Raw genomic sequence first — 23,343 nt, 5'->3', positions numbered from 1 at the left:
TTAACATGTGGTTTAGTTCTTTCGTATTTAGCTTTAGCCATTTTGAAATACCTCCTATTTTTATCTGTATAATTTAATATGCTTACATTAAGCTTATGGTAAGTATTTTACTATTAATCATTTCTGTTTTCAAGATGTTTTTCTAATTTTCTCTTAACCCTTTGAAGGGCGTTATCTATTGATTTTACATCTCTTTCAAGTCTATCCGCAATAAATTGATATGACTTGCCATTTAAATATAATTCTAACACTTCCAACTCTAAATCACTTAGCAATTCATTCATTTTAGATTCTATATTTCTAAGCTCTTCTTTACTAATTATAAGTTCCTCTGGATCTGTAACTATACTGGTTGCTATAATGTCCAAAAGAGTTCTGTCCGATTCTTCATCATATATCGGTTTATTTAAAGACACATACGAATTTAACGGTATATGTTTTTGTCTAGTCGCTGTTTTTATCGCAGTTATTATTTGTCTAGTTATGCATATCTCTGCAAAACATTTAAAAGAATTAGTCTTAGTTCCATCAAAATCTCTAACAGCCTTATAAAGACCTATCATACCTTCTTGTATTATATCTTCTTTATCAGCTCCCACTAAAAAATATGATTTAGCTTTTGCTTTTACAAAGTTTTTATACTTGGTAATAATATATTCTAAGGCTATTTTATCCCCTTTACTGGCTTTTAATACTATGCCATACTCATCTTGTTGACAGTTGTCCAAAAATTCATACCCCTTATCATTAGCTACTAACATGTAAATCTCCCCCATATCTAACAGTTTCATAGCTATATTATAACCTATAAAATCTAGTAATTTCAACGCATTCTACGAATGTTCTCAAGTTTCGACAAAGTTTCTTTATCTAACCTCTCTTCTAACCAATTTCGTTGAATTTTTTTAGTCGAACTGCTATTTTGTTCTCTCATCTTATTTCTAGCATGGTCTAAATCTAACTTTAACTCTCTTGATGATATTCTACTAGCACCTTTTCCTAAAACAATTTGTTGTTCTGCATAGTCATTAGTAGCAACTTTTACATCATCATACTTAGATAAAGAAGTTATATATTTTTCTATATAGCTATCTGCTGTTTGATGTTCTTTCGTATAAACTACAGTTATATATTTTCGCTGTTCAATTTTTTCTCTAAAACCTTTAACATTATATGCATCAAAAACTACTATAGCCTTTTTGCCTGTAAACTCAGCATACTCTATCACATCATTTATGAGTTTTTCTCTTGCATGCTCTAAGTCTGTTCTTGCTAAATTTTTTAATTCTTCCCATGCGTTTATAATATTGTAACCATCTATTATTAAATAATGATTTATTTTCCTACTCATTAAGTTATTTTTTACCTATTCTTTGTCTGAATACTTCATATAAAAGAATTCCTCCTGCTACAGAGGCATTTAAAGACGTAACATTACCTATCATAGGCATTTTAACTATATAATCACAATTCTGTTTTACTAGCCTAGATATTCCAAAACCTTCACTACCAATTACTAATCCTAGTGGTCCCGTAAGGTTTTGTTCATAAAATGTTTGTCCATCCATATCTGCTGCCGCAATCCATAATCCTTCTTCTTTTAATCTTTTTATTGTATTTACTATATTGGTTACTTTACAAACTGGAACATATTCAACTGCTCCAGCTGATGCCTTTGCAACCACTGGAGTTATATGAACAGATCTTCTTTTTGGTATTATTACTCCATGAGCTCCTACAGCATCAGCTGTTCTTATTATAGATCCTAAATTATGTGGATCTGTTATTTCATCTAAAATAATAAAAAATGGATCTTCTCCTTGCTTCTTAGCTGATTCTATAAGTTCATCTAACTCATGGTACTTATATTCACTAACTTGTGCTATAACTCCTTGATGTGAATGACTTGTACTTATTTCATCTAGCTTATTTTTATCAACATACTGTATAACTAAATTATTTTCTTTAGCCATACCTATTATTTTTTTTATAGATCCTTCTTTAGCTGAATTTGATATCATTATTTTATCTATTTCTCTATTGTTTTTTATTGCTTCTATTACTGGATTTCTTCCTTCTATATTTGCCAATTCTTCCACCGCCTACAAATTCTTAAATTTTTCTCTTACTTCTACTATTTGTCCACACGTCATTTTTCCTTCCGGACATGGACCTTTAACACAATTAGGACCGCTGTTTTTAAACAATATAGGCGCTACTTGTTTTACTTGTCTTAACATTTCTGTTGCTAACGCTCTTATTTCCCATTGAGCTCTATCACAACATCTATGATCAAAGAAATTAAATAAACTTCTTGTATTCATTGTAAATACCATTTTTGTTTCACATGCATTAGGAAATACATATCTTGCATCTTCTATCGCTTTTTTTTCAGCTTGTCTCTTAGCCTCTTTTTCATTTTTTCCATTTTTTATTAATTTATTATAATGTTTTTCAAACAGTATATCCACCAATTTATCATAAGCTTCTTGATCTTTTCTCATCGATTCAATAAATACTTCTTTTGCTTCTTCTATTTCGTTTATTTGTGGAGGAATTATATACTCAAACTGATCTAGTTTAACATATCTTTGACTTTGTTGTGAAAAACTCGCTATACGATGTCTTACAATTTGATGTGAACATGCTCTAGATATACCTTCAACTGCAAATGTAAATGAAACATGTTCAAGTGGTGATTCATGACCTACATTTATTAACATGTTTAAAAACTTTTCTACATTTTCCTCTGTTAAGTTTTTCTCTATTTCTTCAACTCCAACTTGTGAATAACATAGCTTTGCCGCCATAGATATAACCTTCTCTGGTTCTGGCGTATGAGATATTAACTTTACTTTCATAATTTACGTTCCCTCCTAATAATTTATAAATACTATTATACATTAGTTGCAAAAAAAAGTATCGCCTTATTAAGACAATACTTTAATAAATCTATAGCTGTTTTTCAACAATTTTAATTCCTTCTTTAATTATGTATTGAAGTCTCTCTATATCATTACATAAATATAAATATCCTATTAAAGCTTCAAATCCCGTTGCATGTTTATAATCTACAATATCTGCATTCTTAGGTGATGTATGAGATTTTTGATTTCTTCCTCTTTTATAAATTCTACATTCTTCTTCTGTTAATTCTTCTTCTAATTCATGTATAATTGTTGCTTGAGCTTTTGCATTTACATATTTTATCGCTGTTTTATGAAGATCATTAACCTTCTTATTTATGTTTTTCTTTATTAAGTGCTCTCTTATATATGATTCGAATACTGTATCACCTAAATAAGCTAATACTAACGGAGACATTGTAATCAATTCTGTTTTTTTCATATTTATACTCTTTTCCATTTAACGCCTTGTCTTGTATCTTCTAATACAATTCCCATGTCTAATAATTTTTGTCTTATTTCATCTGCTAATTTGAAGTCTTTATTTTTCTTTGCACTAGTTCTTTCTTCAATTAATCTTTCTACTTCTTCATCTACTACATCATCTTTTTTCTTATTAACTATATTAAGTACACTTGTTAATTCATTGAATTCATCTAAGCATTTAGTTGCAAATTCCAAAGTAGATTCTTCATTTACATTTGAATTTATGAACTTTGATAATTCAAATATTGAACTTATCGCATCTGCTGTATTTACATCATCTTCCATAGCTGATATGAATTTTTGTCTATAGGCATCTAATTCCTTAACTATTGATATTTCATTTTCAGTCATAGAACTTTTTTGTAAATTACTTATTGTAAATTCTAATTTTTCTTTTGCATTATAAAGTCTTTCAAGCCCTGCTTTAGATTGACTTAACATTTCATCACTGAAATTGACTGGATTTCTATAATGAGCAGATAACATAAAGAATCTTACTGCTTCTAAATCATATAACTTAGATATATCTCTTACTGTAAAGAAGTTCCCTTTAGATTTACTCATTTTTTCATTATTTATATTAATATATCCATTATGTATCCAATAATTTGAGAATGTTTTTCCACTTCTGGCTTCACTTTGGGCAATTTCATTTTCATGATGAGGGAACGTTAAATCTTGCCCTCCTGCATGTATATCTATAGTTTCACCTAAGTATCTATTAGACATTACTGAACATTCTATATGCCAACCAGGTCTACCCTCTCCCCATGGACTACTCCATCCAGGTTCTCCTTCTTTTTTAGCCTTCCAAAGAACAAAGTCCATAGGATGTCTTTTTTGACCATTAACTTCTATTCTAGCTCCAGCTTCTAAATCATCTTGATTTTGTCTAGATAATTTTCCATAACCTTCAAATTTCTTTGTATCAAAGTAAACATCTCCATTTACTTCATATGCATATCCCTTATCTTCTAGTTCTTTTACAAACTTAATAATTTGCTCTATATTATCTGTTACTCTAGGATGAACACTTGCTCTTTTTATACCTAAACCATCTGCATCAACGAAATATTCATTTATATATTTAGTAGCAACCTCTTCTGGAGATATGCCTTCCTCATGACCTCTTTTGATAATCTTATCATCGACATCTGTAAAGTTTTGTATATAAGTCACATCGTAACCTCTATACTCTAAATATCTTCTCAATGAATCAAATATTATAAATGGTCTAGCATTCCCTATATGAATGTAGTTGTAAACAGTAGGCCCACATACATACATTTTTACTTTTCCTTCTTCAATTGGAACAAACTCTTCTTTTGTTCTAGTTAGTGTATTATATAATTTCATTCTCATCACCTCACTGCATTGTTATAACTTTCCATAAACATTATACAATATATTATAGTTGAAAACCCACATAATTAATAGTATTACTATTATATCCTTATACATGAAAAAAAATTTACTAATTGAATTGTTATTAATCTTCTATAAATAATATCTTACTTGTTGTACATTTTATAAATGTATCCTCTGTTATTATCTCTTCGTTTTTTAACTTTTCTAAAATCATCACATATTCAATACAAAGTTCCTTTAAGTCATTTTTTACATCATTTATACTACTATACATATTTACCCCCTTAAAATAAAAGCAAACTTTTTATAATCTAATCTATCTAAACATATATCTAAATTATTCTAACTTTATATAATTTTATATTGGTGTCTTAAATATATTTAAATTTATTAGAGTGAATTCCTCCACCAAATAGGGAAAATACGTTCATCAAATAATTACATAAAAAAAGTCCGCATTTAATTAGCGGACTTTTTTTAACTATAAAACATTATTTTTTACATAAGATATTCTATTTAAGCAAATTTCTTTTCCTAAAACTTCCATAGTTTTTGGTAAATCTGGACCATGCATTTGACCAGTTAATGTTATTCTTGATCCCATAAATAAGTTTTTACCTTTTATTCCATGTTCTTTTTGTATCTCTTTAAACATAGCTTTTACAAAAGCTTCATTTACAACTTCTGTATTTCCTATTTTTTCTTCTAATGCATTTATTAAAGTTGGTATATGCTCTAATTGTAAAAATTCTTTACATTCTTCAGTTTCTAATTCAACATTATCACCAAAGAATATAGATGCATGTTCTGTTATCTCTTTTACATATTGTAATTTTTCTTTAAGAACTGATACCATTCCCTTTAAGAATTCACGTTTAGTAGTAGCTTCTTCTTCTGTTATTAGATCAACTTGTACTAAAAATGGTATTGCTAAATCAGTTAAATAATCATCATCTGCATCTTTAACGTAGTGTTGATTAACCCAATTTAATTTTTCAGTGTCAAATACTCCACCACTCTTAGATACTCTTTCTACAGAGAAGGTATTTTCTAATTCTTCCATAGTAAATATTTCTTGATTATCTTCTGGAGACCATCCAACTAAAGCAACATAGTTAACTAAACCTTCTGGTAAATATCCTTTTTTCTTAAAGTCCTCTACTGCAACATCACCTTGTCTCTTACTTAATTTTTTCTTTTCTGTATTAAGTATATTTGGTAAATGTACAAATACTGGTGATTCCCATCCAAATGCTTCATATAAGTAAACATGTTTCGGAGTTGAAGATACCCATTCTTCTCCTCTTATAACATGTGTTATTTTCATTAAATGATCATCTACTACAACTGCGAAGTGGTATGTTGGGAATCCATCAGTTTTTATTAATACCTGATCATCTAAATCGTTTGTATTAAATTCAGTTTCTCCTCTAACTAAGTCAGTGAATTTTATAACATGATTTTCTGGTAATTTTAGTCTTATAACATATGGTTCTCCTGCTGCTATTTTAGCATCTATTTCTTCTTGAGAAAGTTCTCTACAGTGGCCATCATATCTTGGAGTTTCTCCAGCTTCTTTTTGATCTTCTCTTACTTTATCTAGTCTTTCTTTAGTACAGAAGCAATAGTAAGCTTTTTTATTTTCTAATAATTCTTTAATGTATTGTTGATATATATCTAATCTCTCTGACTGTATATATGGACCATATTCCCCTTTTTGAGTTATATTTCCATTTTCATCTAACATAACACCTTCGTCATGATTAATTCCAGCCCAACTCATAGCATTTAGCATATTTTCTATAGCTCCATCTACTAATCTTGTTTGGTCTGTATCTTCAACTCTTAATATGTATTCTCCACCCATTTTTTTTGCAAATAAGTAATTATATAATGCTGTTCTTAAACTACCTATATGTACAAATCCTGTTGGACTTGGAGCAAATCTTACTCTTACACTCATTTTCTTACCTCCTAATAAAGTTTCTACTTCTTTATGATATCAAAATACCATATATATTGTAATGTTATTTTATCCAATTGTAAAAAACACACTCATTTTACATATCTTATTTTAAGCTTCTGTGGATAAATTATCATTATATAACAATTAAAATAGTATATATATCCACATTATTATTAAAATGTTAATAACTCCGTGGATTATATATACTATTTAATTAATTTCTAGATTATCCTAATTTCACTTCATTTTTTACAAATTCAGCTTCAACTCTTGATTTTACTTCTTCTAAAGATATTACTTCTTTATCTTGACAATCCCTTAATTTAAATTCAACATTTCCATCAACAATATCTTTACCTACAGTAATTCTCATAGGTATACCTATTAAATCTGAATCTTTGAATTTAACTCCAGCTCTTTCATCTCTATCATCCAATAATACTTCTACACCCATTTCTTGTAACTGTGCATATATCTTTTCTGCTGCTTCTTTATGTTCTTCTTTTTTAATATTTACTGGTACAACTACAACTTGGTATGGTGCTATTGATAATGGCCACATTATACCATTTTCATCATAATGTTGCTCAATTACAGCTGCTGCTGTTCTTTCTACACCTATACCATAACATCCCATAACTATAGGTTTTGATTTACCATCTTTATCTATATAGTTAGCATTCATAGTTTCAGAATATTTAGTCCCTAGCTTAAATATATGACCAACCTCTACTCCTCTAGCTATTTCTAAACTACTACCACATTTAGTACATTTATCTCCTTGAGCTACATTTCTGAAATCTCCAACAACTCCTTCAAAATCTCTTCCATAATTAGCATTTTCTATATGATACTCAGTTTTATTAGCTCCTACAACTAAGTTATTTTTCTCAGCAATTTCTTGATCTATAAATAAGTAGTCAGCTTTAATTCCTATAGGTCCAGCAAATCCAACTTCTGCACCTGTTACAGCTTTAACAACTTCTTCTCTAGCTAATTCAAATTCTATAACCTCACCAATAGCATTAGCTACTTTAGTTTCATTAACTTCTCTATCTCCTCTTACTACTACAGCTACAGTTTTTCCATCTGCTTCATATATTAATGTTTTAGCAAATTTACCTGATTCTATCTTAAAGAACTCTTCTAAAGCATTTATAGTACTTACTCCTGGAGTATGAACTTCTTTTAATTCTTTCATTTCTTCTTTAACTATTTCATGGTTTACTGATTGAGCTTTTTCTATATTAGCAGCATAGTCACAACCACTACAGAATACTACTTCATCTTCTCCTACTTCAGATTTAACCATGAATTCTGCTGAAGTTGAACCTCCTATAGCTCCTGAGTCCGCTTGAACTGGGCTATTGTCTAACTTACATCTTGCAAATATATTTGTATATGCATCATACATGTCTTGATAAGATTTGTCTAATCCTGCTTCATCTACATCAAAACTATATGCATCTTTCATTGTAAAAGTTTTAGTTCTCATAACTCCGAATCTTGGTCTTCTTTCATCTCTGTACTTAATTTGTATTTGATATAAGTTTAATGGAAGTTGCTTATAAGAAGTTATTTCTTGTCTTATTATATCAGTGAAAACTTCTTCATGTGTTGGTCCAAGACAGTAATCTCTCTCATTTCTATCTTTTAATCTGAACATTTCCGCTCCCATTACTTCCCATCTACCTGATTCCTTCCAAAGTTCTGCTGGAATTAATCCTGAACATAATATCTCTTGGCAACCTTTTTTTTCTAACTCTTCTCTTATTATGTTCTCAATTTTTTTGAAAACTCTTATACCCATTGGTAATTGATTATATACTCCAGATGACATTTTCTTAATCATTCCAGCTCTTAACATTAATTGATGACTAGTAATCTCTGCATCAGCTGGAACTTCTTTTAACGTTGGCATTAACATTTTTGACATTCTCATATTATTTTTCCTCCTGATTTTTTTAATTTATACAATAAAAAAACCCTTCATCTCTATTAAAATAGAGACGAAAGGTTTGTCTTCCGCGGTACCACTCTAGTTAGCCATATGGCTCTCTTTAGGGGATGTAACGGTCCCAACCGTAAAAACTTTTTACCGTCTTTATGCTAAAAGATTGGTTCAAAGATTTCTTCTTAGAAACTCTCAGCTCTGTTTCCTCTCTGTAAAGATTTCCTCTTTTACTACTTCTTTATTATAGCTTTTTCATATATTTCATTATATATAATTATTTATGTTATGTTACAATTATTTCTAAGTTATGTTTTTATTAATAATAATATATCATTTAATATTAGTTGTCAACTTTAACTAATAAACAAATACTTTGAGCTGAAATACCTTCCTTAGATCCTGTAAATCCTAGACCTTCTTCAGTTGTTGCTTTTACATTTATGTTATCTATATCTGTATTTAAAGCTTTAGCAATGTTGCATCTCATATCATTTATGTGCGGAGCCATCTTTGGTACTTGAGCTATAATAGTACAGTCTATATTATTAACTTTATATCCCTTAGATATTATTAAATTATTTACATATTCTAATAATTTTATACTATCTGCTCCTTTAAATTTTTCGTCTGTATCTGGGAAGTGTTTACCAATATCACCTAAAGCCAACGCTCCTAAAATAGAATCCATTACCGCATGTACCAATACATCTGCATCTGAATGACCTAAAAGCCCCTTTTCATAAGGAATATTAACCCCTCCAAGTATTAATTTTCTTTCTTCTACTAATCTATGAACATCATATCCTAATCCTACTCTCATAACTTCCTCCTATAAATTTTGTAACTCTAAAATTTGAGTGCCTATGTTTATATCTTCTGGTGTTGTAATTTTTATATTATTATAAGACCCTTTTATCATTTTAACACTATAACCTATTCTTTCTACAAGCATAGCATCATCTGTACCATAAAATTCATCTTTAAAAGCTCTTTCATAAGACTTAATTAAAATGTCATAATCAAACGTTTGAGGTGTCTGAACTGCCCATAAAGTATTTCTATTTGGAGTATCTATTATACTTCCTTTTTCATCAACAATCTTTATAGTATCTTTAACAGGCACTCCAACTACCACAGCTTTATTTTCTGTAGCTTTTAAAATTGAATTCTCTATTATATCATCTGTTACAAATGGTCTAGCTCCATCATGTATCAACACTATTTTACAGTTATTATCCAACATCTTTAATCCGTTATATACCGAATCTTGTCTTTCATTTCCTCCAAAAGCAATTTTAATGTTATTAAATCCATATTTATTTATTATTTCTTTATTAAAATAATCTAACTCATCTTTCTTTATAACCACAACAACATTATTTATTTGTTTGTTATTGTAAAATTTTTCTAAAGTATGAGCTATTATTTCTTTTCCATTTATTTTTATAAATTGTTTATTTTTATTAGCGTTCATTCTACTCCCACTACCTGCTGCTACTATTATAACTCCATTCATATTTTCACCTCTTTAATAAAATTGTTTCACGATTAACTTATACTAAAATTTAATACATAAAAAGCCTTCGAAAAATACGAAGACTTTTTTATTATTACATTAATTTTTAGGTTTTCCAAATATCATTCTTCCAGCTGGAGTTTGTAACACTGATGTAACTAATACTCTTATAGTTTCACCCATATGCTTTCTTCCTCCATCTACAACAATCATAGTTCCATCATCTAAATATGCGATACCTTGATTAGATTCTTTACCTTCTTTAACAACTTGAACTACCATTTCTTCCCCTGGTATAGCCACAGGTTTTATAGCATTTGCTAATTCATTGATATTTAAAACTTCCACGCCTTGGAATTGAGCTACTTTATTAAGATTATAATCATTTGTAACTACTTTCCCATTTAATACTTGAGCAAGTTTTAAAAGCTTACTATCAACTTCAGCTATATCATCAAAATCTCTTTCGCTTATTTCAACTTCTATTTCTAATTCTTTTTGAATTATATTTAATATATCCAGTCCTCTTCTTCCTCTAACTCTTTTTAAATCATCAGATGAATCGGCTATATGTCTTAATTCTTCTAATACAAATGAAGGTATTATAAGTTTTCCTTCGATAAAACCTGTTTTACATATATCAGCTATTCTTCCATCAATAATTACACTAGTATCTAGTACTTTCGGTGGTATGCTTTTTACTTCTTTTTTATTTCCTTTTTCTTTTGCAGAAGACAGCCTTACTAATTTGTTTAAATTAAATAAATCCTCTTTACTTTTAAGTGAAATTCTTACTCCTAAATATCCCATAAATATATATGTAAGTAATGACGCTAGTCCTCCTACTATTGGTATAGATCTTAGTAATCCACTTAATAGATATGCTATTACGAATCCTATTATAAGACCTATAGCTGCTAATAATATATCTGTTTGAGGATATTTAGATATTTCCTTATCCATAATCTTAGCTACATCTTTAACTTTATTTATAACCCAAGGTTCTACTAAATAGAATAGTAAACCTATAACTATCCCTGCTACCACAGATAAAATAAATCCATATGTATCCGTTCCAAATTTAAGTGCTTCAAAGTCTTTCATTAATGTTAAGTAAGTAGTTAATCCTAATATAAATCCTAATATTCCGATTACTACTCTTGTTACTTTCCTTATCAAAGTTTCACCCCCTAGTTATATATTGTATATTTTTTAATTATAATGCAAAATGTTCATTATATTCAACAACAAAGTAACGACATTTTCTATATATGTCTGTCCAATAAAACTAATTGTTGCATTTTTATTAGTCCATTTTTTATATATGTAGCTCTTATTTCACCGATTCCTTCAACATCATCTAGTTCTTCAATAGATGCGCTTAGTATCTCTTGGAATCCTTCAAAATAATTAATTAAATTTTCTATAATTGTCGATGGAAGTCTGTGTATTTTATTTAAAATTCTATATCCTCTTGGTCTTATCGGCATATCCATATTTTCTGAAAAATTACTATATCCTAGTAATTTTGCTACACTTACTAAATCTAATAATTCTTCAGATGATAAGTTCTTCATTTCTTTTTTAAAATCTTTTATATCAATATCTTGTCTTCTATAATCTTTAAATATTAGCTTTTGATCTATTCTAGCCGTACCCATTAACTCTTCAAGCTGCATACTTACTAAAGTTGACTCTACACCTAATTCTATTATATATTTTTCTATTATATTAGTAATTCTCATAACCATTTCCATCTTTTGAATTACAATAGAAACATCATATATTGTTACTAAGTTATTAAATTCTAATGCATTTAAATTTATAACAGCTTGATCTAAAACTGATTTATACTTTTCTAATGTCTGCAATGCTTGATTTGCTTTAGTAAAAATTTTTGAAATTTCTTCAACTACATACTTTTGACCTTCTCTATAAACCGTTATTACATTTCTTCTTTGAGATATAGCTATTACTATTGCTCCAGTTTGTTTTGCCACTCTTTCTGCTGTTCTATGTCTAGTTCCAGTTTCTGATGTATCAATAGAATAATCAGGAATAAGTTGAGCATTTGCAACAAGTATCCTTTTTATATCACCACTAATAACTATAGCACCATCCATCTTTGCCAATTCATATATATGAGAAGGTGAATATTCTGCATTTATAGTAAATCCTCCATCTACCACCTTCATAATTTCTTCGCTATTAGCAATAACTATAAGTCCACCTGTTTTTGCTTTTAATACATTATTCAATCCCTGTCTAAGTGGTGTCCCCGGAGATATCATTTTCAATGCTTGTAATAAATTTTTATTGCTTAGGAAATCTTCCATTTTTATTTATTACCCCCCAGTACTATATTTATTGCTTGTCTTAAATTATCAACTGGCCAAATTTCTATTCCCTTTATATCCTTAACTGCATCGTAATTATTCTTAGGAACAACTATTTTGGTAAATCCAAGTTTTTTACATTCAGCAATTCTTTTTTCTATAAAACTAACAGCTCTTACTTCTCCAGTCAATCCTACTTCTCCTGTAACTGCTATATGAGCATCTACAGAAATATTTCTAAAACTAGATGCAACTGCAATTACTATACCTAAATCTATCGAAGGCTCATTTATCTTTATTCCTCCAACTATATTTATATATACGTCTTGATTTTGAATTTGTAAACCTACTCTTTTTTCTAATACTGCTAAAAGTAATGCTACTCTATTATAATCTACTCCCGTAGCAGTTCTTTTCGCTATTCCAAAACTAGTTGGAGACACCAAAGCTTGTAGCTCTAACAGCATCGGTCTTGTTCCTTCTACTGTAGATATTATTACAGATCCTGCTACATCTTTTGGCTTTTCTGATATAAGTATTTTAGATGGATTCTCTAATTCTACTAAACCTAAATCTCTCATTTCAAATACACCTAATTCATTTGTAGAACCAAATCTATTTTTTACTGCCCTTACTAATCTATACGTATTATATCTTTCCCCTTCAAAATATAAAACAGTATCTACCATATGTTCTAATAATTTCGGCCCAGCTAAAGAACCTTCTTTTGTTACATGTCCCACAACGAATGTTGATATACCCATTTTTTTAGAAATTCTCATAAATCTTGAAGTTCCCTCTTTTATTTGGCTAACTGTTCCTGGTGCAGAAGATATTTCTGGACTAAATACAGTTTGAATAGAATCTAATATTATTAGTTCCGGATTTATGCTTTCTAAATGAGCTTCTATTATGCTAATATTATTTTCTGCAAATATATATAAATTATCAGAATTAATTCCTAATCTTTTAGCTCTCATTTTAATTTGAGATTCAGATTCCTCTCCTGATATATATAAAACTCTTTTTCCTGAATTTGCAACATTATTTGATACCTGAATTAGGAGTGTGGATTTTCCTATCCCTGGGTCTCCTCCAACTAAAACCAAAGACCCTTTGACAATTCCTCCTCCTAATACTCTATCTAATTCATTTATATAAGTTGAAAATCTTTCTTCTTCTTTAGTTTTTATAGAATTTATACTAACTGGTTTTGAAGATGATTTATCTACAATGAATACATCTTTCTTTGAACTTTTTTGCTCTAATTCTTCTACGAATGTATTCCATTTTGTACACTCTGGACATTTTCCAATCCATTTTGACGTTTCATAACCACATTCTTGGCATACATACTTAGTTTTTATCTTTGCCATTTTAAATCACCCTTAACTTCCTATTATACTATATAATTTTAACATATGTATGGTATAATATGTAAAGTTTATCAAATTTTTAAACATTTTCTTACTTATGTTTTTTAGTCTAAAAAAACTAAATAAGAGGAGTTTTTACTCCTCTTTAATATTACTACTATTCTGTTTCAAATACTATCTTATTATCTTCAGCTTTAGCTTTTATAATACTGCCTTTTCTTACATCTCCTCTTAAAATTGCTTCTGACAATTCATCCTCTAATTTTTTTTGAATAGCCCTTTGTAAAGGTCTTGCTCCATATTTCAAATCGATTCCAGACTTAGATATTAAATTTATAGCATCATCTTCCATCTTTAAATATATATCCATATCTTCTAATCTTTTAACTACCTTTTTTGTCATAAGCTTTACAATTTTTGAAAGATGTTCTTCGTTAAGAGAATGAAACACTATTATATCATCAATTCTATTTAAAAATTCAGGTCTAAGGCTTTGTTTTAATTCACCCATTATACTTTCTTTCATTTTTTCATAATCATCTTTTTCTCTATCAATATCATTTACTACCTTAAAACCTAGTAATTTCTGATTTCCTATTTTTGTAGCTCCAATGTTTGATGTCATAACTATTATTGTATTTTTAAAATCCACAGTTCTTCCTTTTGAATCCGTTAACCTTCCATCATCTAATATTTGCAATAATATATTAAATACATCTGGATGCGCTTTTTCAATTTCATCAAACAGTACAACTGAATATGGTTTTCTTCTTACCTGCTCAGTTAGTTGACCTCCATCATCATGTCCAATATATCCCGGAGGTGAACCTATCATTTTAGATACAGCATGCTTTTCCATGTACTCAGACATATCAATTCTTATTATATGATTTTCATCTCCAAACTGCACTTCTGCTAATGATTTAGATATCTCTGTTTTACCTACACCTGTAGGTCCTAAAAATAAGAATGATCCTATTGGCCTATTCGGATTTTTTAAACCTGCTCTAGATCTTCTTATTGCTTTAGATATTGCTTCTACTGCCTGGTCCTGTCCAATAACTCTATTGTGTATCAATTCTTCTAAATTAAGTAACCTATCTGCTTCTTCTTCGAGAATTTTGTTAACTGGAATTCCGGTCCATAACTCTAAAACTTCAGCTATGCTCTCTTCATTGACTTCATCTGTATATTTAATCGACATATTCTTTTGCATCTTAAGCTTTATTAATCTATATTTCATAGTTTCTTGTTCATCTCTAATTCGAGCTGCTTTTTCAAAATCTTGACCTTTAATAGCTTCTTGTTTTTGTCTATTTATATTTTCTATTTTATCTTCTAGTTCCTTTATATCTGGTAACTTATTATTTTTTCTAAGTCTAACTTTTGATGCAGCTTCATCTATTAAATCAATTGCTTTATCTGGCAAATATCTGTCAGTTATATATCTAGTAGATAATTCTACTGCTGATTTTATAGCCTTATCAGTTATCTTCACCTTATGAAAATCTTCATATCTTCCTCTTAATCCTTTTAGAATCTTTATGGTATCTTCTTTGCTAGGTTCATCTATTACAACTTGTTGAAATCTTCTTTCTAATGCTGTATCCTTTTCTACGTGCTTTCTATATTCATCTATAGTCGTCGCGCCTATTACTTGTATTTCTCCTCTTGCTAATGTTGGCTTTAATATATTAGATGCATCTATTGAGCCTTCACCTGTGGCACCTGCTCCTATTATAGTATGAAGTTCATCTATAAATAAAATTATATTTCCATTCTTGACTATCTCATCTACTACTTGCTTAATTCTTTCTTCAAATTCACCTCTATACTTAGCTCCAGCTAACAATGACCCCATATCTAATGTGTATAAAGTTTTATTTCTAATAGATTCAGGTGCTTTTCCTTGCACTATATCCAATGCTAGACCTTCGATTATTGCTGTTTTTCCAACTCCAGGATCACCTATAAGAACCGGATTATTTTTTGTTCTTCTACTTAATATTTGTATAATCCTTTGAATCTCTTTTTCTCTTCCTATAACCGGATCTATTTTATTTTCTTCAGCATATCTAATAAGATTTTTCCCATACTTTTCTAAAAACTTACATGTGGTTTTTTTATTGTTATTCGTGTAACCTTCATCTTCTTGTTTTTGAACAGAAATTTCATCTATTCCCATCATTTCAATTATTAATTGAATAATTAACTTTTCCTCTATTCCAGCATAATTGAGTATTTTTACAGCTATTCCTTCTCCTTCTTGAATTATAGCTAATAATATATGCTCCGTACCTATATAATTTGTTTTTAATTTATTTGCAAACATACCTGAAAGTTCTAATATTTGCTTACTCCTAGGACTTAGTATTACTTCATCTGAAATGTTATCACCCTTACCTACTATATCAATTATTTGTTCTAGTAAGAATGCTTCGGTCAAACCTAATTTAGTTAATACTTTGGCTGCGACACCTTCTTTTTCTTTAAGAAGACCTAAAAGTATGTGTTCACTTCCTACCACTCTGTGGCCTAAACCTCTTGTGCAATCTATTGCTAAATCTATTGCCGCCTTAGCCCTTTGAGTAAATCTGTTGAAATACATAATTTATCCCTCCTATCATACTTTTCTTGTCTATTTGAATAATTTAATATGTCTATTTCATTTTTAGCATATATATTTTAATATCAAAGGAATTGACTTGAAAATTTTATTTTTAGACAATCCTTCATTTTCTATATTATTAGTAAACATAGTTTCTATATATCCTATGTTTGAAATTTTTTAAATTTACTTCTTTTTTAATAAATATTTATTATTTATTAAATCAATAAAGCTCCAGATCATGTATCTGGAGCCAAGATGAGGTTTATTTATTATTAGCATGTTCTATTATTTTTTTAGCTATCTGTTGAGGGACTTCTTCATAACATTCTAATTCCATTTCAAAGTAACCTCTTCCCTGAGTCATAGATCTTAAGTCTATCGCATATTTAAATGTTTCAGCCTGAGGTGCTTGAGCGTATATTACTTGTTTTCCTTTATCATCAGGTTCCATACCTAATATTTTTCCTCTTCTCTTGTTTATATCTCCCATTACATCTCCCATATATTCTTCTGGTACTGTTATTTTTAATTTCATAACAGGTTCTAATAAAATTGGTTCAGCTTGTTCCATTCCTTTTTTAAAAGCTATATTAGCAGCCATTTTAAATGCCATTTCAGATGAATCAACATCATGATAAGATCCATCATAAAGAGTTGCTTTTATATTTGTAACTGGAAAACCAGCTAAACTTCCTTTTATCATAGAATCTTTTAAACCCTTCTCTACTGCTGGTATATATTGTTTTGGCACAGATCCTCCAAATATTTTTTCATTAAATTCAAAATCATTATTACTTCTTTCAAATTTTATTTTTACATCTCCATATTGTCCGTGTCCTCCAGATTGCTTTTTATGCTTTCCTTGGACATCTGCAAAACCTTTAATAGTTTCTCTATAAGCCACTTTTAAATCTTCTAAATCAACATCTACTCCAAATTTATCTTTCATTCTGTTCTTAACTGTGTTGATATGAAGTTCTCCTTGACCTCCTATCAGTGCTTGCTTTGTTTCTTTATTTCTATACCAACTAATTGTTGGATCTTCCTCTACTATTTTATTTAATGCCGCTCCTATTTTTTCTTCGTCACCTTTATTTTTAGGGGCTACAGCATAATATATTTGTGGTTTAGGAAGTTCTATACTTTCTAACAGTTCTGTGTTTTTATCTATGGATAAAGTATCTCCTGTTTGTAATGAATTTGTCTTTGTTATAATTACAATATCTCCACATTTAGCTTGATCTACTTCAACTAATTCCTTATTTTTTATTGTATATAAATTTATTAATTTATCCTTTACAGATTTATTTATATTAAACACATCACTATCTTTTTTCAGTTTACCTTGCGTAACTTTTAAATAAGACATCTTTCCTATAAATGGATCTATTACTGTTTTAAATACTAAACCTTTAAATGGTTTTTCTTCTTCTATGTACTTTGGTTTTAAATATTTAGATACTGTTTCTAAAATTTCTTTTGTCCCTATATTATTTATTGTAGAACCACATATTACAGGGATAATATCTCCATTTCTAATTCCTATAGTTAATCCTTTTTGTATATCAGTTGTACTCAATTCTTCCCCACTAAAATACCTATCTAATATCTCATCATCTGTTTCTGCAATTAGTTCCATTAAAGCTTCTTTTACACTAATTGCTTGTTCTTTAAATTCTCCATCTAAATCACTTATGTTTTCAAATATATTATGTAGTTTTATAAATTTTTTATCTTTATATATTGGAATGAGCATTGGAACTACTTTGTTACTGTATTTTTCTCTTAACATCGCTATTGCATCTTTATATCTAGCTTTTTCATTGTCTATTTTATTTATAAACATTATTTTTGGAACATTTTCAGTTAATTCTAATGCTTTTTCAGTTCCTACTTGAATAGGCGTTGTTGCATCAATTACTATGACTGCTGCATCACTAGCACTAAGAGAAGATATAACCTCTCCGCTGAAGTCAAAATAACCTGGAGTATCTAATAAATTAAACTTATAGTTATTGTACTCCACTGGAATCAGTCCCATACTATATGTCATATTTGATTTTTCTGTTAATTTTGGTATTTTGTCAGTAAGATTTGATGTGTATGATATTGCTTCAATTAGGTTTGTCTTTCCACATCCACTATGTCCTAATACTGCTATGTTTCTTAACATATTACTATCATAGACCTTCATATAAGCACCTACCTTTTTAAATTTATACAAAATTCAAATAACAACTCGCATTACTTTTCTAGTTAACCTTATTAAGATAAACTTTTATTTTGTAATTGCAGGTGGTGAAGTGGTTATAGCGACATAACATTCCCGCGATAAGGATTTACGATAAAAGGTATAAATTTATCTTCTTTTATACAATATGTATTTTTTTTAAATTCTATACTATTTATATCTTTTGAATTTTACATAGAATTTTTTTAAATAATTTATATCTTATAAAAGATAATTAACTTATGACTTTATTTCTAATCAACTAATTAATTATTTTTGTAAATCTTACCACGAATATAATGATTGTATTTCCCAAGAAATGTTCTAAAATAATCCGCTTAAAAATTATTTCTACACTGATTTTACTTTTCCTCTTTATTTCTTAAAATAAAAAAACTCTAGATTTTTTATTTTTTAATATAAAATCTAGAGTTTAAAATTTATTATACTATTTTGTCATTAGCATTAACAATTGTTTATCTCCTACCATGTTGTTTTCATTAACTTTTATTGATTTTATTATACCATCTTCTTTTGAAACTATATTAGTTTCCATCTTCATAGCTTCTATTACTATTAATGGTTGATTTGCTTTAACCTTATCGCCTTCTTTAACTAAAACTTTCACCACTTTACCTGGGATACTAGCTCCAATTTGCATAGGATCATTCATATCTGCTTTTTCTATATCTTTTATTTTTCCTGCAAAATTATTATCCTTTATTTCAACGTCTCTTATCATTCCATTTAGTTCAAATACTATCGTTCTGTGACCATTTTCTTTAATATCTCCTATATCAACCAATTTAATAATTAATACTTTTCCTTCTTCTATTTCAACTTCACATTCTTCGCCTTCTCTTAATCCATAGAAGTATACATGACTTTCTAATTTTGAAATATCATTATAATCTTGTAAATGTCTTAGATAATCTTCATATACTTTTGGATATAGAATATAGCTAAGAATATTTCTAATATTTGAATCCATATTAAACTCATAATCTAAATGTTTTTTAATTTTATTAAAATCTTCACTTGGTATTAATATTCCAGGTCTTACATTTATAGCTTTTTCTCCTTTTAATACTATCTCCTGTATATCTTTAGGAATTCCACCTTCTGGTTGACCTATCATACCTCTACAATAATCTACTACTGAGTCTGGGAATGATAATTTCTTACCTTCATCTATTATATTATTCTTATCTAATTTATTTTTAGTCATAAAAATAGCTAAATCTCCAACTACTTTTGAAGATGGTGTTACTTTTATAATATCACCTAGTATTTCATTAGCTTCCTTATATTTTTCTTTAACTTTATCAAATTTATTAGATAATCCCAAACTGTCTGCCTGTGGTTTTAAATTTGTATACTGTCCTCCAGGGATTTCATATTTATATATTTCTGTACAAGGATTAACCAAATCACTTTCAAACTTATTATAAACTTTTCTTAAATCTTTATAATAATTTCCTATCTCATTATATCCAAATAAATCAATATTAGTATCTCTTTCAGTATGTCTTAGAGCTTCTATAATAGCATTTATTGAAGGTTGACTTGTAAGTCCTGCCATAGTTTCTAAAGCTCCATCTATTATATCAACTCCTGCTTGTGCTGCCATTAAACAAGTAGCTATTCCATTTCCACTTGTATCATGAGTGTGTAAATGTATTGGAGTTTCAACATTTTCTTTTAATTCTTTTATTAAGCTATATGCAGCATATGGTTTAAGTAATCCTGCCATATCTTTTATACATATAATATCTGTTCCTAATGATTCTAATTCCTTTGCCATATTTATATAATATTCTAAATTATATTTAGTTTTACTGGTATCAAGTATATCTCCTGTGTAACAGATACTTGCTTCCACTACCTTACCTGTTTGTAAAGCAGCTTCTATAGATGGTTTCATATTTTCTACCCAGTTTAAAGAATCAAAAATTCTAAATACGTCTATTCCTTGATTAGCTGATTCTTTAATAAATTCTTTAATTACATTATCAGGATAATTTTTATAACCTACACCATTTGAAGCTCTAAATAACATCTGGAACATTATATCAGGAATAGCTTCTCTTAGTTTTTGCAATCTAATCCATGGAGATTCATTTAAAAATCTATATGCAACATCATAAGTCGCTCCTCCCCATAATTCTAAAGAAAATAAATCTTTCATATATTTTCCTGTTGGTTCTGCTATTTTTAATAAATCATAAGTTCTAAGTCTTGTTGCTAATAATGATTGATGTGCATCTCTCATAGTTGTATCTGTAAGCAATAATTTCTTATCATTTTTTATTTTTTCTATATATGACTTTTTACCTAATCGATTAAATAAAGTTCTACTTCCTTCTACATTAAGTATTTCTTGTTTTATTTTTGGTTCATATATAGATTCAAACACAGGCTTTTCATTACACTTATTATCATTTACTACCACATCTCCGATGAATTGAAGTAATTTAGTACCTCTATTCTTACTTTCTCTAAACTCAAATAAATCTGGATTTTCATCTATAAATTTAGTGCTACATTTTCCTTCCTGAAAAATTGAGTTATTTAATACATTAACTAAAAATCCTACATTAGTTTTTACACCTCTAACCCTTAATTCTTTTATTGACCTAATTGTTTTGTTAATAGCCCCTTGGAATGTTCTATCCCATGAAATAGTTTTAACTAACAAACTATCATAATATGGTCCTATATTAGCACCTGTAAATCCATTACCTCCATCTAATCTTATACCAAAACCTGAACCTGTTCTGTATACTTGAATTTTCCCCGTATCAGGCATAAATTTATTTTTTGGATCTTCAGTTGTAATTCTAGACTGAATAGAATATCCTCTAACTTGTATGTCCTCTTGAGATTTTATATTAATTTCTTCACTATCTAATCTATATCCCTGAGCTATTAAAATTTGACTTTGTACTATATCCACACCAGTAATCATTTCTGTTACAGTATGTTCAACTTGAACTCTTGGATTCATTTCTATAAAATAATATGCTCCGCTTTCATCTACTAAAAACTCTAATGTTCCTGCATTAATATATCCTACATGTTTCGCTAATTTTATAGAATCATTGCATATAGATTCTCGAATTTTTTTATCTAATGAAAAGGCTGGTGCATATTCTATAATTTTCTGATGTCTTCTTTGTACAGAACAATCTCTTTCATGCAAATGAACTATATTTGAATATTTATCTCCTAAAATTTGTACTTCTATATGTTTAGGGTTTGATATATACTTTTCAATAAATATAATAGCTTCTCCAAACGCTTTCTTTGATTCACTACATGCATTTTGATATTCAATTTCTAAAGTGGATTCATCATATACAATTCTCATGCCTCTTCCACCACCACCATTTGATGCCTTTAACATTATTGGATATCCTATAAATGCCGCAACCTTCTTAGCATCTTCAATAGTTTTAATTGCCTTATCTACTCCAGGAATTGTATTAACTCCAACTTCTTTAGCTATTTTTTTAGAATTTATTTTATCTCCCATCATATTCATAATATCAGCTGATGGTCCTATAAATGTAATTCCATTTTCTTCACATTTACTAACAAATTCTGGATTCTCAGACAAAAATCCATATCCGGGATGAATTGCGTCTACATTTTTCCTCTTAGCTAAATCAATTATTCCATCTATATCTAGATACGCATCTACTGGACCTTTATCTTCTCCTATTAAATAAGATTCATCTGCTTTTGTTCTAAATAAACTATATTTATCTTCGTTACTATATATACCTACACTTTTTATCCCTAATTCAGAACAAGCTCTAAATATTCTTATTGCGATTTCTCCTCTATTTGCAACTAACACTTTGTTAAATTTTTTAAGCATAATCTCCTCATAACCCCTTCCTTCTTATAATATTAAAGATTATAGCCTATTTCACTTTATTTTTGAAGACATTTGACTAAGTTCCTTATTTAATAATATAAATTTAATAAAGTAAATAACTTTTAGACTATGATTTTTAAAAACACCACATAAAAGTTAAGGCATTTTTTCAAGAAAATCTTCATACAATTTCACTATACGTTATAATATGAATTTCATTATATAAAATTCTCATAAATAAAATAAACTATACAACTAAAATAAAAGTTGTATAGTTAAAATAATATAAAAATTTATAAAAAAAAATAAAGTGCATAAAATACACTTTATAGTTAGTTAAAAAAGTAAAAAAAAGATTACGTGGCTACGTCCTACTCTCCCAGGAGGTTGCCCTCCAAGTACCATCAGCGCTAAAGAGCTTAACTTCTGTGTTCGGAATGGGAACAGGTGTATCCTCTTTGCTATTATAACCACATAATCTTTATGCTTAACATTTCTATTAAGTTTTAGAGTTAATACTCTAAAAACTGCATACATTTAGGAATTATCATTTTAATTCTTGGTCAAGTCCTCGATCTATTAGTATCGTTAAGCTAAATACATTACTGCACTTACACCTTCGACCTATCAACCAGGTAGTCTTCCTGGGATCTTACCCTTACGGTGGGAAATCTTATCTTGAAGTAGGCTTCGCGCTTAGATGCTTTCAGC

The 23,343-nt window shown here is 28.8% G+C and carries 17 protein-coding genes, 2 rRNA genes and 1 other annotated feature; all 19 genes read right to left on the bottom strand.

The annotated features are described in order from the left end of the window. Positions 1-113: 113 nt before the first annotated feature. Positions 114-761, bottom strand: coding sequence for an RNA polymerase sporulation sigma factor SigH (sigH, locus tag CHF27_RS11790; RefSeq protein ID WP_199533668.1), 648 nt, complete (start codon positions 759-761; stop codon positions 114-116). Between the two features lie 62 nt (positions 762-823). Then, positions 824-1,351: an NYN domain-containing protein gene (locus CHF27_RS11785; RefSeq protein ID WP_095406047.1), complete on the bottom strand. Its 528-nt coding sequence runs from the start codon at positions 1,349-1,351 to the stop codon at positions 824-826. A 4-nt stretch (positions 1,352-1,355) separates the two neighbouring features. Then, positions 1,356-2,090, bottom strand: a complete 735-nt coding sequence (gene rlmB / locus CHF27_RS11780) for a 23S rRNA (guanosine(2251)-2'-O)-methyltransferase RlmB (protein WP_199533667.1) — start codon at positions 2,088-2,090, stop codon at positions 1,356-1,358. A gap of 12 nt (positions 2,091-2,102) precedes the next feature. Next, positions 2,103-2,861: an FAD-dependent thymidylate synthase gene (gene thyX / locus CHF27_RS11775; RefSeq protein ID WP_095406045.1), complete on the bottom strand. Its 759-nt coding sequence runs from the start codon at positions 2,859-2,861 to the stop codon at positions 2,103-2,105. Between the two features lie 91 nt (positions 2,862-2,952). Next, positions 2,953-3,366, bottom strand: a complete 414-nt coding sequence (locus tag CHF27_RS11770; RefSeq protein WP_199533666.1) for a Mini-ribonuclease 3 — start codon at positions 3,364-3,366, stop codon at positions 2,953-2,955. Further along, positions 3,351-4,748 (bottom strand): cysteine--tRNA ligase, encoded by a 1,398-nt coding sequence (gene cysS, locus CHF27_RS11765; protein ID WP_095406044.1) that lies wholly within the window; start codon positions 4,746-4,748, stop codon positions 3,351-3,353. The genes CHF27_RS11770 and cysS overlap by 16 nt, the downstream gene beginning before the upstream one ends. Before the next feature lie 133 nt (positions 4,749-4,881). After that, complete coding sequence (locus CHF27_RS14390) at positions 4,882-5,034, bottom strand: hypothetical protein (RefSeq protein WP_095406043.1); 153 nt, start codon at positions 5,032-5,034, stop codon at positions 4,882-4,884. Positions 5,035-5,241: 207 nt separating this feature from the next. After that, the gene (gene gltX, locus CHF27_RS11760) at positions 5,242-6,723 is read right to left on the bottom strand and encodes a glutamate--tRNA ligase (protein WP_095406042.1); all 1,482 of its coding nucleotides are present in this window, start codon (positions 6,721-6,723) and stop codon (positions 5,242-5,244) included. 229 nt (positions 6,724-6,952) lie between these two features. Next, positions 6,953-8,668 carry a proline--tRNA ligase gene (locus CHF27_RS11755; RefSeq protein WP_095406041.1) on the bottom strand — a complete coding sequence of 572 codons (1,716 nt, stop codon included), beginning with the start codon at positions 8,666-8,668 and terminating at the stop codon, positions 6,953-6,955. 60 nt (positions 8,669-8,728) lie between these two features. Further along, positions 8,729-8,934 (bottom strand) — a binding site (T-box leader). Positions 8,935-9,020: 86 nt separating this feature from the next. Further along, positions 9,021-9,500, bottom strand: a complete 480-nt coding sequence (gene ispF, locus CHF27_RS11750; protein ID WP_095406040.1) for a 2-C-methyl-D-erythritol 2,4-cyclodiphosphate synthase — start codon at positions 9,498-9,500, stop codon at positions 9,021-9,023. A gap of 9 nt (positions 9,501-9,509) precedes the next feature. Next, positions 9,510-10,196, bottom strand: coding sequence for a 2-C-methyl-D-erythritol 4-phosphate cytidylyltransferase (ispD, locus tag CHF27_RS11745; protein WP_095406039.1), 687 nt, complete (start codon positions 10,194-10,196; stop codon positions 9,510-9,512). A gap of 99 nt (positions 10,197-10,295) precedes the next feature. Beyond that, complete coding sequence (locus tag CHF27_RS11740) at positions 10,296-11,375, bottom strand: PIN/TRAM domain-containing protein (RefSeq protein ID WP_095406038.1); 1,080 nt, start codon at positions 11,373-11,375, stop codon at positions 10,296-10,298. A gap of 86 nt (positions 11,376-11,461) precedes the next feature. Next, a complete protein-coding gene (gene disA, locus CHF27_RS11735; protein ID WP_095406037.1) occupies positions 11,462-12,532 on the bottom strand; it encodes a DNA integrity scanning diadenylate cyclase DisA in 1,071 nt (356 codons plus the stop codon). Positions 12,533-12,534: 2 nt separating this feature from the next. Continuing rightward, positions 12,535-13,908 (bottom strand): DNA repair protein RadA, encoded by a 1,374-nt coding sequence (radA, locus tag CHF27_RS11730; protein ID WP_095406036.1) that lies wholly within the window; start codon positions 13,906-13,908, stop codon positions 12,535-12,537. A gap of 157 nt (positions 13,909-14,065) precedes the next feature. After that, positions 14,066-16,516 (bottom strand): ATP-dependent Clp protease ATP-binding subunit, encoded by a 2,451-nt coding sequence (locus tag CHF27_RS11725; RefSeq protein ID WP_095406035.1) that lies wholly within the window; start codon positions 16,514-16,516, stop codon positions 14,066-14,068. Between the two features lie 265 nt (positions 16,517-16,781). Further along, the gene (locus CHF27_RS11720; protein WP_095406034.1) at positions 16,782-18,713 is read right to left on the bottom strand and encodes an elongation factor G; all 1,932 of its coding nucleotides are present in this window, start codon (positions 18,711-18,713) and stop codon (positions 16,782-16,784) included. Positions 18,714-19,197: 484 nt separating this feature from the next. Then, positions 19,198-22,632, bottom strand: a complete 3,435-nt coding sequence (locus CHF27_RS11715) for a pyruvate carboxylase (protein WP_095406033.1) — start codon at positions 22,630-22,632, stop codon at positions 19,198-19,200. A gap of 358 nt (positions 22,633-22,990) precedes the next feature. Further along, a 5S ribosomal RNA gene (rrf, locus tag CHF27_RS11710) occupies positions 22,991-23,107 on the bottom strand. A gap of 84 nt (positions 23,108-23,191) precedes the next feature. Further along, positions 23,192-23,343 (bottom strand): 23S ribosomal RNA (locus tag CHF27_RS11705); the annotation flags it as partial.

Source organism: Romboutsia maritimum, assembly GCF_002251085.2.
Taxonomy (GTDB): Bacteria; Bacillota; Clostridia; order Peptostreptococcales; family Peptostreptococcaceae; genus Romboutsia_B; species Romboutsia_B maritimum.
Note: the sequence above shows the minus strand (reverse complement) of the source record. Positions and strands in the feature narration are given on the sequence as shown.

Bases quoted from the DNA above. Each gene is read 5' to 3' on its own strand.
- CHF27_RS11720 (WP_095406034.1), bottom strand. From the start codon at position 18,713: ATGAAGGTCTATGATAGTAATATGTTAAGAAACATAGCAGTATTAGGA.
- disA (WP_095406037.1), bottom strand. From the start codon at position 12,532: ATGGAAGATTTCCTAAGCAATAAAAATTTATTACAAGCATTGAAAATG.
- ispD (WP_095406039.1), bottom strand. From the start codon at position 10,196: ATGAATGGAGTTATAATAGTAGCAGCAGGTAGTGGGAGTAGAATGAAC.
- CHF27_RS11755 (WP_095406041.1), bottom strand. From the start codon at position 8,668: ATGAGAATGTCAAAAATGTTAATGCCAACGTTAAAAGAAGTTCCAGCT.
- sigH (WP_199533668.1), bottom strand. From the start codon at position 761: ATGTTAGTAGCTAATGATAAGGGGTATGAATTTTTGGACAACTGTCAA.
- radA (WP_095406036.1), bottom strand. From the start codon at position 13,908: ATGGCAAAGATAAAAACTAAGTATGTATGCCAAGAATGTGGTTATGAA.
- gltX (WP_095406042.1), bottom strand. From the start codon at position 6,723: ATGAGTGTAAGAGTAAGATTTGCTCCAAGTCCAACAGGATTTGTACAT.
- CHF27_RS11725 (WP_095406035.1), bottom strand. From the start codon at position 16,516: ATGTATTTCAACAGATTTACTCAAAGGGCTAAGGCGGCAATAGATTTA.
- thyX (WP_095406045.1), bottom strand. From the start codon at position 2,861: ATGAAAGTAAAGTTAATATCTCATACGCCAGAACCAGAGAAGGTTATA.
- cysS (WP_095406044.1), bottom strand. From the start codon at position 4,748: ATGAAATTATATAATACACTAACTAGAACAAAAGAAGAGTTTGTTCCA.
- CHF27_RS14390 (WP_095406043.1), bottom strand. From the start codon at position 5,034: ATGTATAGTAGTATAAATGATGTAAAAAATGACTTAAAGGAACTTTGT.
- ispF (WP_095406040.1), bottom strand. From the start codon at position 9,500: ATGAGAGTAGGATTAGGATATGATGTTCATAGATTAGTAGAAGAAAGA.
- CHF27_RS11785 (WP_095406047.1), bottom strand. From the start codon at position 1,351: ATGAGTAGGAAAATAAATCATTATTTAATAATAGATGGTTACAATATT.
- CHF27_RS11715 (WP_095406033.1), bottom strand. From the start codon at position 22,632: ATGCTTAAAAAATTTAACAAAGTGTTAGTTGCAAATAGAGGAGAAATC.
- CHF27_RS11770 (WP_199533666.1), bottom strand. From the start codon at position 3,366: ATGGAAAAGAGTATAAATATGAAAAAAACAGAATTGATTACAATGTCT.